Below are 14,403 nucleotides of genomic sequence, written 5' to 3'. Positions count from 1 at the left end.
TGAATATACCACACGAGGAATTTTTCTACGAAAAATTCCTCGTGTGGTATATTCATAATCGTTTCCAAAACAACCAAAAACGTCTAAGAGAGCAGGGAGCTCCGAAAAGTTATTAAGAGTAAGGTTTATAGTTACCATTGTTTTTGCCGTAACATCATTACATAATTATAGAATTATAATTTTGTGTAGTGATGTTACACTTACTTTTATCACTAGATTTTGGGACTGAGTCCTATGTATCCTTTGTATTTTTTTCTGTCTATGTATCTTTTGTTTTTCCATTAGAATATGAAATCTACTTTATTTCGTTAGCCTGGAAACTATGTGAGTTAAAAACAGCCTTTACTCCAAATTTACAAACAATATGTCTAATTTCCAATTTCGAAAAATATATATAATTCTACATATTCAATAATTGTTGATATGATTAATGAAGAAAATATACAGCTTTTCAAGGCTCTAAGTGAAGACACCAGGTATAGAATTATTAAGGCTTTAATCGAATCTGAAAATAAATGCAGAGAAAATAAATACGGTAACAGAGGAGAGCTATGCGCCTGTGAGATCCCGGAAATAATCGGGAGGACTCAGTCCAATACCTCAATGCACCTTGCAAAATTGCAGGACTGGGGGATAATTAAGGTAAGAAAAGAGGGGAAAAAGAGGTTATATTCTATCCAAAACGAAAAAATCAGGAAAATTCTGGAGGTACTTGAGGAATAAGATTTTGTACTATTATAAAAACTCAAAAGAAGTTGGTTCCTCGTTGTTTTGTGTGTATATCCTCATAATATTCTCATAAATCCAATTTGGTCTTGAATTGAAAATAATCTTAAGTAAAAGTATATGGGGTTCAAAATGAATTAAATATTCTGAGCTTCAGGGAAATATTTAAATAACATTAAGTATCATCATATATTGATATATTTGTAAATTGAACTATCGTTCAAGAAGTAACATAATGGAGGATCCAAAATGGTTGATATATTCTATCCTCTTCAATGGATTGCTGATAAACTGACATATGAGGTGTTTAAAATTGCACCTGACACACACCTTGCAGCCAGTGTTAACTTTATCATTTATGATGTGCTGAAAATTTTCTTGCTGCTTGCAGTGATGATTTTTGTTGTTTCCTACATCAGGACCTATGTAACTCCAGAAAAAACCCGAAAAATCCTTGGAGGCAGAACAGGATTGCAATATCATCTATTAGCCTCCATGCTAGGAGTGGTCACGCCTTTCTGTTCCTGTTCATCAGTACCTCTTTTTATTGGTTTTGTTGAATCTGGAATCCCTCTCGGAGTGACTTTCTCATTTCTTATTACCTCCCCCCTGGTAAATGAGGCTGCAGTTGCTGCACTGTGGGCCACTATTGGACTTAAAGTAACCCTGATCTATATAGTATCAGGTGTTGTACTCGGAGTTTTTGGTGGGTACTTAATAGGCCTTCTGAAAATGGAAAAATATGTGGCGGATTTTGTTTACAATATAAAGGTAGGGGATCAAAATAGAGGTCAGGAATCTCTGAAAATAAATGAAAGAGCTGCGATTGCCTATGACAATGTTAAAGAAATCGTGGAAAAGGTCTGGATCTACATAATTATTGGAGTTACTTTGGGAGGAATCTTCCACGGATATGCTCCCGAAGGCATCCTTGCACAATATGCAGGGAAAGACAATTTGCTTGCTGTTCCAATAGCAGTCGTTATAGGGGTTCCTCTATACTCAAACGTTATGGGTATGATCCCTATAGTGGAAAGCCTTATTGGAAAAGGGCTTCCTGTCGGCACTGCTCTAGCCTTCCTTATGGCAGTTACTGCACTTTCGCTCCCTGAAATGATTATCCTGAAGAAAGTACTTAAAAAAGAGTTGATTGGAGCTTTTGTTTTAATTGTTACGGTATCGATAATATTTACTGGATATCTATTTAACATTATTCTATGAGATTAATGCATTTACAACTCGAAAAGACAGTAAAATGTTCAAATAATGACAGTAAAATGTTCAAAATGATAAAACAAAACACGAGGTTAAAAAGATGAAGATCGAAATTCTCGGAACTGGTTGTCCAAAGTGCAAAAAAACAAAAGAAACGATTGAAAAAGTACTGAAGCAGACTGGCGTAGATGCTGAAGTAATTAAAGTTGAGGATATTGAAAAAATACTGAACTACGGCGTTATGGTCACTCCTGCAGTTGTTATTGATGGAGAAGTAAAAGTTGCAGGTAAGGTTCCAGACGAAAAAGATATTCGAAAATGGGTTACTCAATAAAAAAGGAATCGTTTACTATTCAATTAATTAAAATAAGAAAAAACAAGCTCATGAGGAGTATAAAATTATGGCAGAAGAGACAAAATGCGCATGTGGTTCGTCAAACGTGGCAATTTTCCCATGTACTGGGGCTTCAAATGTGGGACAACTTTCAAATAAGACCGCAATAGAACTCGAAAGACAAAACTTTGGAAACCTGATGTGTACCGTAGGAATTGGGGCTAGAGCTCCCGGACTCATGAAATCCGCCGAGGCTTCAGAAAGGATAATTGCAATTGATGGCTGCCCGGTGAACTGTGCAAGCAAAACTCTCGAACTTGCAGGTTTTAAAGTGGATCAACATATTGTAATTTCGGAGTTCGGAATTAAAAAGAATAAAGACAAGGATCTCAAAGACAGTGAAATCTCAGAAGCTCTAGAAAAAACCATTGAAATACTGCAGTCTGAATAATTTCGGTTTCAATTAACATTATTCATTGCTAAGACCATATATCTTAATACTCAGAAACTTAAATGACCAAAATTAAAGGTGGCAAGTTGACTGAATTTACTGTAAATTCTACTATATGTGGTTTTGTTCACAAGATACGTGGAAGCAAAAAAGGAAATAAAATTATTGTTGACATTGAAACTCCATGTGAAAAGATAAAGAAGTTCTCTCACATGGAAGTTCCCATGATGGAAATTATGGATATCAAAAACAACTATGTGATTGATAGAGCACAGGAAGCACAATGCTCCTCAAATTGTCTTGTGCCCTGTGCAGTGCTCAATCTCTGCAGACTGGAAAGTGGTTTCCTTGCAAAATCTCTCGTAAAAAAAGCGGGTAGCATTAGCATCGAGTTCAATGAAGTTTAAAAAAGGAAAAATTTACCTCCTTTTCAATTTCCAATTTAATACTCAAGAGGCAAATTCCTTTAAAGGAAAGAACTTCTTTATGGTTAAGTGAAAAACCTGTTAAAAAGAGCTTATCCTAAAACTTCGAATTATATTGCCAGATATTGAATAAGGAAATTAATTAATTTCCTTATTCTGAAACTTGTTTGGAATCATTATTGATCTCAAAACGAAATTGGTTTCGGGATAGGCTCACGAAATTATTTTTTAGATCTTTTTAATTAAAAGCTGAAAACTTTGAATCTTATCCTCTTTTAATTTTGGACATTACATTCTTCTTTACCTGAGATTCATATTTCTTCCAGCTATTTTCATCAATTTCGGGCATGAAAAGCTCCGGAGCTTCGCTTCTCTCTTTTCTACTACAGGAATCTATTGCCTGCTGGATGACCGAAGGGTCGGTTATCCCTAAGAGGTCAATGACTTCAATTTCCCTAAGAAAACGAGAGATTGCAGTCGCTGGAATTTCGTTAAGGTAAGGAATTATTCCTTCAGACCCGACAATCTTTTTTGACCCTCCGAAAGTCGAAACTCCATTTTCGGCAAGTGACAGCAGGGACTGCCCGGCAAAATGTTCACTTTCCTTCCCGCAGACAATCAGGCAGCTGATGCTAGGATTTGAAAGTACATTAACTATTATCTTCTCAATTCCAAAATTTTCCGTAAAACAGGTTCCGCAGATGGCGTAGTTTTTTAAATTCAAGTCTCGATAGTCAGAAGCAAGGGTTACTACTGCCACAGGAGATTTTGGGTCTCCTACTACATAATCGCCGGAAGTTATAGGCCATGCCATGTAAAAGCTCCTTTTCTTAGTAATTCATGTTAAATGGTTTTCTCCAAAGTTACAAGTTATAAAGTAAAAAAAGTAGAAATCTTTTTATTTCCAGGCTTTAAGTTTTAAGCTCTCTGCAGGCAACTCATTATATTGTCTTTTGCTTATATCCAGGTCTTCATTCAAAACTTCAACTAAAAATCCGGCTTTCTTTAAAAGCCCAAGATACTCTTCCTTAAGCAAGGCACCTGCAAGGCAGCCTGTGAGCAGGTCTTTGTCATTCTTCAGGTTTTCGGGAAGCTCGGCCAGAAGAACCATGTCAGAAATATACATTGCGCCTTCTGGTTTCAAAACTCTAAAGGCTTCTTTAAAAACTTTTTCTTTATCTGGAGCAAGATTGATCACGCAATTACTGATAATAACATCCACTGACCCGCTATCAACCGGAAGAGCTTCTATATCTCCAAGACGAAATTCGACATTGGTATAACCGTATTTTTGGGAGTTTGCCTGCGCCTTTTCGACCATAGCCTGAGTCATATCAACTCCAATAACCTTTCCTGATTTCCCTACTTTCTGTGCAGCAAGGAAACAGTCAAATCCTGCACCTGAACCGAGATCTAGTACAACATCGCCTGGTTTTAGTTCTGCAAAAGCGGTTGGGTTTCCACAACCAAGACCCAGATTTGCGTCTGGAACAGCATTGATATCATTGTCAGAATAGCCAATGGATTTTGACAGATCTATCGCACTCGAATCACCACAACATCCACTCGAACAACAGGACCCGCCTACCATTGCTATTTTCCCGTATTTCTCTTTAATTACTTGCTTTTTTTCACTTGCATCCACAGGTATCGCCTTCTCTCTTACTCGAGTTATTTATGCCCTTAATATAGTTCCAGGTCTCTCTTTGTGTGTATAAAAAAAGGTTTCAATTATCAAAATATATTGATATATTCAAGTATGGTCTCTGATATAAATATTTTACTCGATCACGCAAATGAAGCAAAATATTGAAAGTATGAACCGGAATTAACGGATGAATCTGGCTAATAAATTGAGTTGTTATCAGGCAAATTCAGGCTTAGTTCGTTCAATAAATACGTATTGAGCCTTTTCCAAGAGCCATTTTTACAAATTAAACTCAAATTTTGAAACAGTTTTTACATTATCTCGCAACTGCATAATAAAAAATCAAATAAAAAATCTAACAGATACCTGAAAGATAAGAAACCTGAAAGAATAGAAACCTGAAAGATAAGAAACCTGAAAGAAAAGAAACCTGAAAGAAAAGAAACCTGAAAGAAAAGAAACCTGAAAGAAAAGAAACCTGAAAGAAAAGAAACCTGAAAGAAAAGAAACCTGAAAGAAAAAAACAAAATGACTGGGTTTTTAGTCTTTACAGCAGCAACAACAGTCTTCTTCTCCCTTATCTTTCCCTTCTTCTCCCTTATCCTTTTCAAAGATTTTGTCGTATATATTTTCCCTGTATATGTTTGTCCACCCTATCTGTGTACCTGCAGCAATAAACATAGCAACTGAAATCGTTTCGGCAATTTCCTCCTTTGTAGCTCCTGCAGCAATCGCTCTTTGCGAATGTGTATCAACACAAAACTGACAACGCATAAGGACAGAGGAGGCAATGGCTATAAGTTCCTTGGTTTTAAGATCCAGATAACCATCTTTGAATATGGAACTTCTCATCTGTCCAAAAGCTTCCGCAGTTTCAGGTAACATTTCATCCAAAAATGACATTGAAATTCTCTCCTACTTAAAAACTATATAAATTTGTAATCTGCAGTATAATTTAAAAATTTCAAATAAGGTCTCTTTTGATTAAATTACTTCAAACTGTAAAGATACAGGCAATTTACCTTTACAGGTAATTTACCTTTATAGATAATTGACCTTTACAGGCAATTTGCCTTTATAATCAGCTGTATTTTAAAATTAAGCAGTCTTCGTCTTCTTTTTTTCCTGGCAGTTCATGTCTCAGCCTTAATGGCCAGGTTTTCTGCAAAAAGCGTTATTCCAGTGCATAGTGTTGCCCCGGTCTTCAGCCTTATGTGTGTACAGCAGGTCTTCTTCATCATCTTCTGGATTATTTGTAGTTTCTTTTGGCAACGTATCTTTTTCTTTTGGTAACGTATCTTTTTCTTTTGGTAATGTATCTTTTTCTTTTGGCAATGTATCTTTTTCTTTTTTCAATTCCTTGTCTCCTTACTAATCAATTGTATTCTGTAAAAATGATATAATCAACATTAGAGATTCAGGTTTTAAAAACATGCATGATGAGTATCAAGAATAATTGATAGGTGTATAGTTGATAAATGTTAAAATGTCGGTTTCTGGAATCTCTCTTAAATCTCATATCAATCTTTTTTGATATTCAGCTCCCATGTTCTTATGAAGTAAGCTTCATATTGATTAGAAGATTCTATATTAATCCGAAGAACTGACTTCATTTTTGAGTAAAAATGTTGTCTTATAGTGGTAGCTCTCTGGAAAAATAATGGTTACATCTTAAGAAATTATATTCTATATAATAACAAGGGTGTGGAAATGCCTGGAAATCCGAATGAGATAAAACTTGTAAATAATGCTATGTCTAATGCCATCCGAAGGAAGATTATGAACTTTCTTGTAGATGGCGATAAAAGTACCGAAGAAGTCGCAGAAGCTGCAGGAAAGACAATGCTTGACTTCCATCTCAAGCTTCTTCAACAGGCAAGCCTGATTGAATTAACAGACGGAACAGTCAGGTTAAGTGAATACGGCAGAAATTTTCTGAAGGGCAAGGAAGAAAAAGATACTCAAAAAAATGCCGATCTCTCTCAGGCAAAGCCTGTGGATATTGCAGAAATCCGGCAGCTTTTACCCTGTATAGCAGACTCCTCAAAATTCAGGGTAATTGCAAATATGACTCCTCCGCTTGGTGGAACCCTCAAAGTTCTTGAACCTCTCTTTCCCAGAGGCAGATACTCGGACAAGATAAGCGCCCTGATATTGCAAAAAGGAGAAGTGCTTACAACGGTTTACGGTACTGGAAAAGTTACCATGACAATGATTAAAAACGAGGCAGAGGCCAGAGAAGCGCTTGAAAGTCTTAGAAGTACCATCAATGAGGCTATTGCAAAGGGTGTTGCTCCTGCTCCCCGCGAAAAGGTTAGGGTCGAACCCATGGAGCTTTACAAATACCTGCCCCAGACCAATTGCGGTAAATGCGGCGAACAGAGCTGTTATACTTTTGCCATAAAACTCATGACCGGAGAAGCTTCCCTTGATAAGTGTACATCGCTCAAGGAGCCGGAGTACGCAACTAACCAGGAACATTTGCAGGTTCTCAGTGCGTACATTTGAGCCTAATAATTTGAAGAATATTTCAGAGCCTATCGAAAAGTACGGTTCCCTGGTATAGCATTCCATGCTGAATGAAATACCGGCAAAGTAATTTCCAGGTTTCTGCAAAGTCTCTGTCTACTAAATGGGCAAAATTCCATTGAGTATGCAACTATGACGATTTTGTAACTATCAATGTTGTAACTATCGACTTTATAACTATCGACTTTGTAACTATACAGACTTTGTAACTCTAATGACTTTGTAGTTATATGGCATTAGTTGTCAAAGACATTAGTTGTCAAAGACATTAGTTGTCAAAGACATTATTTGTCAAGGACTTTACAGAATCCTCCTCTAACTCAGCAGGATCCAGGGTACAGGGGCCAGTGGTGCACTTTCCACAGCCATGTTGATTGAGTTCAGGGTAAGCTTTTATGTCTTCTTGAAGCTGCATAAAGCACTTCTCTTTATCAAACCCAGTTGAACTAAGAGCGCCGGATTGACATCTATCCACACATACAAGGCATTTTTCTCCTCTTTTGTGCCTGCAGAACTCTTCTTTTGGACGTGGAGTAGGAGGGATTTCGGCAGAAATCAGAAGAGATCCAATTCGACCTGCACATCCGGCTTTTGTAATCAACATTTGGTTTACTCCGAAAGTTCCAATTCCGGCAGCATAAGCGGCGCTCTTGTGAGACCATGAAACATTAAAACCATTATTCTTGTAATCGAAAATAATTTTAGGTACAATTGCTGTGACACCCTCTTTTGCCAGTTCAGTTCTGATTCTTTCATTGATTTCTCCGATAAGGTGAGAAGTATCTACACTAGCCTGAATAGATTCCTTTACCACGCCTGATTTCAAGTTCTGTTTCACAAGCTCTTTGTCAAATGGCAAGAAGAAAGCGACAACGGTCTTTGCTTCAGGAAAGATTTCTTTTGGATTTAAGTGATGAATACCTACGATTTGTTTAATTTCCATAAAAATAGGATCGGTAGTAGAAGCAAAACCTATGATGGGTTCACGATATCTTGTTTTAGTATCTGAATTTGCTACAGTATTCTTTATTATGGTCTCAATCTTGTTTTTTAGTTCCATATTAGGATCTCCTAAAATATATGAGATACTTTTTATGAGAGACTTTTGCCTCAACTTAATAGTCAGGCAGATCTTCTTTAAATTATAACCGTTTAAATGTTTACGTATCAATCTTTTTTGATATTTGGCTTTTGTGTTTTTATTGATATAACGTCATAACTAATTGTAGGAATAGCTTGAAAGAGTTAGGTTTTGCTCTTAGACATCTTTGCTGATACTGTTTAATTGATCTACGGAATTAAACTCCAATAGTACCTGAGAGGTGTAAAATGTCAGGAGGTTCGAGTGAAACAAAGTTGGTGAATTTTGCTATGGGCAATAAGACCCGAAGGAAAATAATAAACTTCCTTGCAAACGGCCATCGAAATGTTGAGGAAATTGAAGCTCTAGTCGGGAATAAAACGATTGATTTCCATCTGAAGATTTTACAAGATGCAGACCTTATTGAGTTAACAGAAAGAACTGCAAAAATCAGTGAATATGGCAAAAATTTCTTAAAAAGTGACAAAAAAAGCAATACTGAAGAAATTAAAGACCTTTCTCAGGCAAAGCCTGTGGAGATTGCGGAAGTTCGACAGCTTTTGCCCTGTATAGCGGATTCTACAAAGTTCAGAGTAATTGCAAATATGGCTCCTCCGCTGGGTGGGGTCTTAAAAATTCTTGAACCAATCTTTCCCAGAGGGAATTATTCAGATAAAAAAGATAGTCTCATAATTCAAAAAGGAGAAATCATTACAACTATTTATGGTAGCGGAAAAGTAGTTATGAGAATGGTTAAAAATGAGAGTGAAGCTAAAGAAGAGCTCGAAAATCTAAAAAACACTATTAATGAAACTATCAAAAAAGGAATAGTTCCGCCTCTCAGAGAAAAAGTCAGGGTAGAACTTATGGACATATATAAACACCTGCCACAGACCAACTGTCGAGACTGCGGTGAACAGGGCTGCTACAGCTTTGCCATAAGGCTAATGGCAGGACAGGTAAGTTTAGATCAGTGTACGCAACTTAAAGAGCCAGGTTATGAACCCAATCTCGAACGGCTACAGTTTCTGGCTGCGTATATTTAAGTCGCAATCATTAACGTATCAATTAGTTGGAGGAAGCTTTGAAGACACTAACAATAGTTCTCACTGATGGTCCTTACATCTCTGAGTACGCTGACATTGCCTACAAACTCGCTGAGGCTGCACTTGAAAATCATAAAGTAAACATGTTTCTGTACCTGGATGCGGTGCATATTCCAAAAAAAGGCCAGGACCCGTCCTTCTTTACCAATGCAGGACAACTGTTTTCCGGACTCGCGGAAAAAGGGGTCGTTATTCGAGCCTGTGCGCGATGTGCCGGTGCAAGAGGCTACATTCCAGAAGAAGAAATTATACAGGGAAGTAACTGCAGAGATTATCTCCCTGGAATAAGAATTACTAGCCTTTATGAACTGTCGGAAATGCTGGGTAAGAGTGATAGAGTAATTTCATTGTCAAGATGAGTAGCAGAAACGAGGTCTAAACGATGAAATCAGTTTTCTATCTGCTGGATACAGCTCCATATGGCAGTGAAAAAGCATTTGGAGCGTTGAATGCAGCCGCAGTAAGCCTTAGCGAAATGGATGTGACTCTTGGCCTTTATGGTGATGGAGTTTATCTTGCAGTTGCAGGTCAAGATAGCCGAAAACTTGGATTACCAAACCTTGCAGATATTCTATATGCATACGGGGAGTTGAGAGTGCTTGTGCACGAGCCTTCGCTTGTGGAAAGAGGGCTTTTCGGGGAAACCTTCATCGAAACTCTGGAACTGACCGACGAAGAAGAATTTTTTGAAACAATGGAAAGCTCGGACTGCGTTCTCTCATTTTAATACTGGTTGCTGATTAAGGATTTGGATGATAATATGAAAAAAGAACAATCGGATGTGTTTCTGCTGACAAAGCCTCCCTTCAGCCCGAGATCGGAGTTATGCCTCAAACTGGCTGCACGTTCAGGAAAAGCCAGAATCTACCTTGCAGGAGACGGAGTTTATCATCTGCTTACCGGGATAGAGGAACAGCCAGAGTTCAAAATTTACGCATGTAAAGAAGACCTCGAAGCCAGAGCCGTCAGGGCCGGAGACAAAGTGACAGTCCCGGATGACTTTTACCTGGATTTTATAGAGGATATAATGGAGCACTGCAGGCATGAGTATGCATTTTAAAATACTGGCCTTAAAAATGAAATTATACTTTTTGATTTACAGTTAGATGTTCCATATTTTACTTTCTCATATTTTATTTTCCCAGATTTTGCTCTGCCGAATTTTACTTTTATACTTTCAATTGCTTCTTAAAATTACTGAAAATAAATGCTAACCGGGTTGAGTCCTATGGTCGAGAATATCCCGAGCGAAATAATAAAAGATCTGCAATCGGTATGCCAGTTGCATGAGGAGGCTGTCTGTAACCATGACAAATGTAGGGAGTTCAGCGAAAACTTGTCCGCACTTTTGATCCGGCTTGAAGATCTCAAGTTCTACCGGATGGCCGATAGACTGATGAGCATTCTCCTGAACTGCAAACCAAAAGAGGCTTCTCACTGTGAAAAAGCAAACCTTGTAGGGGAGATGATGAAAGAAATAACAAAAGAGGCAAAGAATGCAGGTGACAGCTCCCGCCAATGAATTGACGGGCACCTACGGAATTTCAACCGATGCCATACTGCCCCAGGCAATTGTTATTCCGGTTCTCGCCATCAACGTTCAAACTTTTACCTGCAAAACTACTCTGTAGAACCTTATAGTTTAAGTCCAGTAGCAAAGTTAAGCGGCTCTTGTACCATTTCCAGCTTCCAAGACAAAACTTAATAATATATATAAGACTCGATAATATAAATATAGTGCCAGAGTTAAAAATGTGATGTTGAGACATATTATGCATTCATCCAACGTTTGAAAACGCGTGGATTCTGCTTCGATAGTCTAAAGTGGCCTGCCTTATTTGCAGTACTAATTTACAGCTTCCGCCAGATCTCCCAGAGCAAGAGAAGTAATCCACAAAATTTTGAGGGCCCTGCTTCGGCTGTGGGATCAGCTGAAGAGAAGCTCAAAATCTTTCCGACAGGTCAGAGATGAGATAAAAGACTGAATTTCTAGTGTTGAGTCAACAACAAAATGTCGTATTAAATCGATTGCAATTATTCGGAATTATTGAATCCTTGATGATTGACTCGACACCAGGACATTTGGTAAATATGCCAGGTTTTTGATTTGTCTGCACGGCATCATTCTGGTTCTTTCGTTGATTGCTTTCACAATGCCAGCAGATTGGCAAGATATCCTGCAGTTACAGCTATGGTAAAGATGGTCACTACGAAGGCTCCCAATAATCTTTTCTTGAATATGGCTGAAAGAAGGGTCAGTTCTGGTATGCTAGCTCCTGCTCCGCCAATTATCAGTGCAAGTACTGCTCCCACACTCATCCCTTTTCCAATTAGCGCCAGTCCTATAGGGATCATAGTCTCAGCCCGGATATAGAGAGGGATGCCAACAATTACAGCCACAGGAACTGCCAGAGGATTGCTCGGTCCTGCGAGGCGGGAGACAATGTCCGTTGGTACGAATCCGTGAATAAATGCACCAATGCCTGCTCCTAAGAGGAGATAGGGCATGAGCTGACGGAATAGGCTGAACGCGAACCCTGCAGATCTCTGTATCCTGGATTTTGCGTCCGTTGATTGCTGACAGTCACAGCTGTTTCGTACAACAGCGGCTGGCTTAACATATCTTGAGAATCCCAGTCCATCAAGCAAAAGGCCGATGACAACTGCAGCTATGAAGACTACAACAAAGTAAAGAGCAGCCACCTTCCAGCCCAGTAAAATGACAAATAGAGATATTATCACCGGGTTTAGCAAAGGCGATGAGAACAGGAATGTCATTGCTGCAGCAAAAGGGGCACCAGCCTTGAGCATTCCAAGTAGAAGTGGTATAGTTGAACAGGAGCAGAAAGGAGTTAGAGCACCAAATCCTGCCCCAAGGATGCTTCCTATTATCTTGTTCCTCCCACCAAGTGCTTTTTTTATGGTCTCGTCTGGCACATACTCCTGAATCAGCCCCACGAGAAAGGTTATTCCTATAAATAAAACAGCAAGCTCGACTGCTATTTCAACGAAGTAATTGACCGCCACAGTTAAATTATTCCAGAACATTTTGATCTTCCTTCAAAATTTACTTTTTCTTCAACCGTCGAAAGCTACAGCTATTGGAAATCTGAATACACAGTATTCTCTCCAGAACCCGACATTTTCGAAGCTTAAACCGTTTTTGAAGGGTCCAAATTTGTCCTTATATCCTACTTTCAAAAAGAGAACTTTACTGAAAGCTCACTTGTCATGAAGCAGCTTTGCCTGGTTAAGTATCTCAATAACCGCTCCATCTGAGAGACGAAAGTAAGACCATTTACCTTCTTTCCGTTCTTTGATAAGGCCCGCATTTTTCAATACTGAAAGATGATGAGAAACAGTCGATTGAGAATTGGAAAGGGCAATCGTTAGTTCGCAGGCACAGAGTTCTCCTTCCTTCAATAGTTTTAAAATCTTCAGACGATTCGTATCGGCAAGAGCCTTAAAAACCCTTGTTTCCGAATTTAGTACTTCTTCGTCCAGCATATTTACCAGAGAACTGAGCTTTTGAGTTCTTACTTCTAACTGATCCCGATCAAAAATAAAACGCTTCAACCTTTCGATTTCCACTTCACTCTTTCTTTTATTCGTATCTGATTTCTTTTCGGTTTCCATGAATTACCTGCAGCAGCTACCTCCACCTTCTAAAGGGAGCAGCTTGTTTTTACTCTGTTCTTTTGACCAGCATTTTACACATAGTTTTATAGTTCCTAAGTCCACGTGATTGGCTCGGAGTAACGAATCTTCTTCTTTTCCGCAAATCGAGCACTTAAAATTCATTTCCAGGGCCTCATAACAAAATTCTCCTCATGATTGGCAATGTTTCATATTCATATGTATAAATATGATTATATTTTTTTCTTCTGGCAGTATATTTCATATTCTTTCAACACTGCGACTTTGAATTTCTCCAGGTCGTCTTCAGAGATTTCATTTATCTTTGTGAGGTTTCGAATAAGTTCTTCGCAGTCTATATTCTCTGGAGTCTTGCCTATATCATTCTGTTTTTCGAATTCTTCATCCAATCCGGCAATTTCCATATCTTTATTGCCAACTTTTATCTTTCTGACACTTACAATAGAAGGCCCGCAACAGCAGCAACTTTTGTTATTTCCTGTGAGTTTCCCAAGTAAATTTTTTCCGAGTTTACTCATCTAAAAACGTCTCCTTTTAGAATCCACACATATATCAAAGAATATTGATATCTAGGTCTGTCGATATGATATATAAGGGTGGCGACCATAATATACCGTGACTCAAAATAACCATCGAAGGCGCCCGACAAAACGTATACCCTAAAGATGTAACTGGCAGGTTTCAAGGTTGATCGCCAGACTGTAATTCCCAAATTAGGAATCAAAAAGAGCAAGAAAAGAAATGTCAAGGATTCAAAAGTGTAACTGAAATTTTTAGAAAGGCTATCAGATCATTCAATTCAAGTGTCTTCCTCTCTTCAGATCAGAAACAGTAGGTTCAACTTCTAGCCTTAGATAAATATATATAGTTTCACGGATTCAATGAATATTGATATGATTAATGAAGAAAATCTACAACTTTTCAAAGCCCTCAGTGAAGACACAAGGTATAGAATTATCAAGGCTCTAATCGAATCTGAGTGTAACTGCGGAGAACATAAGTACGGTAATAACGGAGAAATATGCGCCTGTGAAATTCCAGAAATCATTGGCAAAACGCAGTCCAATACCTCAATGCACCTTGCAAAATTACAGGATTGGGGGATAATTAAAGTAAGAAAAGAAGGGAAAAAGAGGCTGTATTCTATACAAAACGAAAAAATTAGGAAAATTTTAGAAGTCCTTGAAGAATAATCTGTGCCATTACCTCAGTTAAAACTACAAACCTATCC

20 protein-coding genes are annotated in these 14,403 nt (G+C 38.2%); 12 read left to right on the top strand and 8 right to left on the bottom strand.

The features are described from left to right. Positions 1-423 precede the first annotated feature (423 nt). The 5 genes from FXW07_RS03780 to FXW07_RS03760 all read left to right on the top strand — a co-directional run bounded on the left by FXW07_RS03780 (position 424) and on the right by FXW07_RS03760 (position 3,133). A complete protein-coding gene (locus FXW07_RS03780; protein WP_229393824.1) occupies positions 424-723 on the top strand; it encodes a metalloregulator ArsR/SmtB family transcription factor in 300 nt (99 codons plus the stop codon). A gap of 252 nt (positions 724-975) precedes the next feature. Continuing rightward, complete coding sequence (locus FXW07_RS03775) at positions 976-1,947, top strand: permease (RefSeq protein WP_048117449.1); 972 nt, start codon at positions 976-978, stop codon at positions 1,945-1,947. 94 nt (positions 1,948-2,041) lie between these two features. Next, positions 2,042-2,275 (top strand): thioredoxin family protein, encoded by a 234-nt coding sequence (locus tag FXW07_RS03770; RefSeq protein WP_048117452.1) that lies wholly within the window; start codon positions 2,042-2,044, stop codon positions 2,273-2,275. Between the two features lie 67 nt (positions 2,276-2,342). After that, on the top strand, positions 2,343-2,726 hold the full coding sequence (locus FXW07_RS03765; RefSeq protein ID WP_229393823.1) for a putative zinc-binding protein: 384 nt from the start codon (positions 2,343-2,345) through the stop codon (positions 2,724-2,726). Positions 2,727-2,812: 86 nt separating this feature from the next. Then, positions 2,813-3,133 carry a hypothetical protein gene (locus tag FXW07_RS03760; RefSeq protein ID WP_048123570.1) on the top strand — a complete coding sequence of 107 codons (321 nt, stop codon included), beginning with the start codon at positions 2,813-2,815 and terminating at the stop codon, positions 3,131-3,133. Between the two features lie 283 nt (positions 3,134-3,416). Here FXW07_RS03760 and FXW07_RS03755 read toward each other — a convergent pair whose 3' ends face one another. The 4 genes from FXW07_RS03755 to FXW07_RS03740 form a co-directional block, all read right to left on the bottom strand. Next, entirely contained in the window at positions 3,417-3,989 is a 573-nt protein-coding gene (locus FXW07_RS03755; RefSeq protein ID WP_346655626.1) for a tetrahydromethanopterin S-methyltransferase subunit A, read from the bottom strand. A 60-nt stretch (positions 3,990-4,049) separates the two neighbouring features. Further along, on the bottom strand, positions 4,050-4,796 hold the full coding sequence (locus FXW07_RS03750; protein ID WP_229393821.1) for an arsenite methyltransferase: 747 nt from the start codon (positions 4,794-4,796) through the stop codon (positions 4,050-4,052). A gap of 543 nt (positions 4,797-5,339) precedes the next feature. Beyond that, complete coding sequence (locus tag FXW07_RS03745; RefSeq protein ID WP_229393820.1) at positions 5,340-5,702, bottom strand: carboxymuconolactone decarboxylase family protein; 363 nt, start codon at positions 5,700-5,702, stop codon at positions 5,340-5,342. A gap of 243 nt (positions 5,703-5,945) precedes the next feature. Then, complete coding sequence (locus tag FXW07_RS03740; RefSeq protein ID WP_229393819.1) at positions 5,946-6,155, bottom strand: hypothetical protein; 210 nt, start codon at positions 6,153-6,155, stop codon at positions 5,946-5,948. A gap of 354 nt (positions 6,156-6,509) precedes the next feature. Between FXW07_RS03740 and FXW07_RS03735 the strand changes: the two genes are divergently transcribed. Beyond that, positions 6,510-7,307 carry a (Fe-S)-binding protein gene (locus tag FXW07_RS03735; RefSeq protein WP_229393818.1) on the top strand — a complete coding sequence of 266 codons (798 nt, stop codon included), beginning with the start codon at positions 6,510-6,512 and terminating at the stop codon, positions 7,305-7,307. 289 nt (positions 7,308-7,596) lie between these two features. Here the strand turns inward: FXW07_RS03735 and FXW07_RS03730 are convergent, their stop codons facing one another. Further along, positions 7,597-8,388, bottom strand: coding sequence for an epoxyqueuosine reductase (locus tag FXW07_RS03730; RefSeq protein ID WP_229393817.1), 792 nt, complete (start codon positions 8,386-8,388; stop codon positions 7,597-7,599). Between the two features lie 269 nt (positions 8,389-8,657). On the opposite strand from FXW07_RS03730, the gene FXW07_RS03725 reads away from it, so the two are divergent. From FXW07_RS03725 to FXW07_RS03705, 5 genes are all read left to right on the top strand, one after another. Continuing rightward, complete coding sequence (locus FXW07_RS03725) at positions 8,658-9,455, top strand: (Fe-S)-binding protein (RefSeq protein ID WP_229393816.1); 798 nt, start codon at positions 8,658-8,660, stop codon at positions 9,453-9,455. Between the two features lie 38 nt (positions 9,456-9,493). Then, complete coding sequence (locus FXW07_RS03720; protein ID WP_229393815.1) at positions 9,494-9,874, top strand: DsrE/DsrF/TusD sulfur relay family protein; 381 nt, start codon at positions 9,494-9,496, stop codon at positions 9,872-9,874. A gap of 23 nt (positions 9,875-9,897) precedes the next feature. Then, complete coding sequence (locus FXW07_RS03715) at positions 9,898-10,242, top strand: DsrE family protein (RefSeq protein ID WP_229393814.1); 345 nt, start codon at positions 9,898-9,900, stop codon at positions 10,240-10,242. A gap of 33 nt (positions 10,243-10,275) precedes the next feature. Beyond that, positions 10,276-10,575, top strand: a complete 300-nt coding sequence (gene tusB / locus FXW07_RS03710) for a sulfurtransferase complex subunit TusB (RefSeq protein ID WP_229393813.1) — start codon at positions 10,276-10,278, stop codon at positions 10,573-10,575. 168 nt (positions 10,576-10,743) lie between these two features. Continuing rightward, entirely contained in the window at positions 10,744-11,037 is a 294-nt protein-coding gene (locus FXW07_RS03705; RefSeq protein WP_229393812.1) for a hypothetical protein, read from the top strand. A gap of 626 nt (positions 11,038-11,663) precedes the next feature. On the opposite strand, the gene FXW07_RS03700 is transcribed toward FXW07_RS03705, so the two are convergent. From FXW07_RS03700 to FXW07_RS03690, 3 genes are all read right to left on the bottom strand, one after another. Further along, positions 11,664-12,563 (bottom strand): permease, encoded by a 900-nt coding sequence (locus tag FXW07_RS03700; protein WP_229393811.1) that lies wholly within the window; start codon positions 12,561-12,563, stop codon positions 11,664-11,666. Positions 12,564-12,737: 174 nt separating this feature from the next. Then, positions 12,738-13,151 (bottom strand): metalloregulator ArsR/SmtB family transcription factor, encoded by a 414-nt coding sequence (locus tag FXW07_RS03695; protein WP_229393810.1) that lies wholly within the window; start codon positions 13,149-13,151, stop codon positions 12,738-12,740. A gap of 233 nt (positions 13,152-13,384) precedes the next feature. Next, positions 13,385-13,690 carry a hypothetical protein gene (locus tag FXW07_RS03690; protein ID WP_229393809.1) on the bottom strand — a complete coding sequence of 102 codons (306 nt, stop codon included), beginning with the start codon at positions 13,688-13,690 and terminating at the stop codon, positions 13,385-13,387. Between the two features lie 375 nt (positions 13,691-14,065). Here FXW07_RS03690 and FXW07_RS03685 point away from each other — a divergent pair, with 375 nt between their 5' ends. Next, complete coding sequence (locus FXW07_RS03685) at positions 14,066-14,365, top strand: metalloregulator ArsR/SmtB family transcription factor (protein WP_229393808.1); 300 nt, start codon at positions 14,066-14,068, stop codon at positions 14,363-14,365. Positions 14,366-14,403: the final 38 nt, after the last annotated feature.

Source organism: Methanosarcina sp. DH1, from assembly GCF_020804205.1.
Lineage (GTDB): Archaea > Halobacteriota > Methanosarcinia > Methanosarcinales > Methanosarcinaceae > Methanosarcina > Methanosarcina vacuolata.
The sequence above is the reverse complement of the archived record's forward strand: the minus strand, read 5'-3'. Positions and strand labels throughout refer to the sequence as shown.

Coding starts and splice junctions, on each gene's coding strand:
- FXW07_RS03705 (WP_229393812.1), top strand. CDS start 10,744: ATGGTCGAGAATATCCCGAGCGAAATAATAAAAGATCTGCAATCGGTA.
- FXW07_RS03745 (WP_229393820.1), bottom strand. CDS start 5,702: ATGTCATTTTTGGATGAAATGTTACCTGAAACTGCGGAAGCTTTTGGA.
- FXW07_RS03725 (WP_229393816.1), top strand. CDS start 8,658: ATGTCAGGAGGTTCGAGTGAAACAAAGTTGGTGAATTTTGCTATGGGC.
- FXW07_RS03770 (WP_048117452.1), top strand. CDS start 2,042: ATGAAGATCGAAATTCTCGGAACTGGTTGTCCAAAGTGCAAAAAAACA.
- FXW07_RS03715 (WP_229393814.1), top strand. CDS start 9,898: ATGAAATCAGTTTTCTATCTGCTGGATACAGCTCCATATGGCAGTGAA.
- FXW07_RS03735 (WP_229393818.1), top strand. CDS start 6,510: ATGCCTGGAAATCCGAATGAGATAAAACTTGTAAATAATGCTATGTCT.
- FXW07_RS03730 (WP_229393817.1), bottom strand. CDS start 8,388: ATGGAACTAAAAAACAAGATTGAGACCATAATAAAGAATACTGTAGCA.
- FXW07_RS03700 (WP_229393811.1), bottom strand. CDS start 12,563: ATGTTCTGGAATAATTTAACTGTGGCGGTCAATTACTTCGTTGAAATA.
- tusB (WP_229393813.1), top strand. CDS start 10,276: ATGAAAAAAGAACAATCGGATGTGTTTCTGCTGACAAAGCCTCCCTTC.
- FXW07_RS03690 (WP_229393809.1), bottom strand. CDS start 13,690: ATGAGTAAACTCGGAAAAAATTTACTTGGGAAACTCACAGGAAATAAC.
- FXW07_RS03685 (WP_229393808.1), top strand. CDS start 14,066: ATGATTAATGAAGAAAATCTACAACTTTTCAAAGCCCTCAGTGAAGAC.
- FXW07_RS03765 (WP_229393823.1), top strand. CDS start 2,343: ATGGCAGAAGAGACAAAATGCGCATGTGGTTCGTCAAACGTGGCAATT.
- FXW07_RS03695 (WP_229393810.1), bottom strand. CDS start 13,151: ATGGAAACCGAAAAGAAATCAGATACGAATAAAAGAAAGAGTGAAGTG.
- FXW07_RS03775 (WP_048117449.1), top strand. CDS start 976: ATGGTTGATATATTCTATCCTCTTCAATGGATTGCTGATAAACTGACA.
- FXW07_RS03780 (WP_229393824.1), top strand. CDS start 424: ATGATTAATGAAGAAAATATACAGCTTTTCAAGGCTCTAAGTGAAGAC.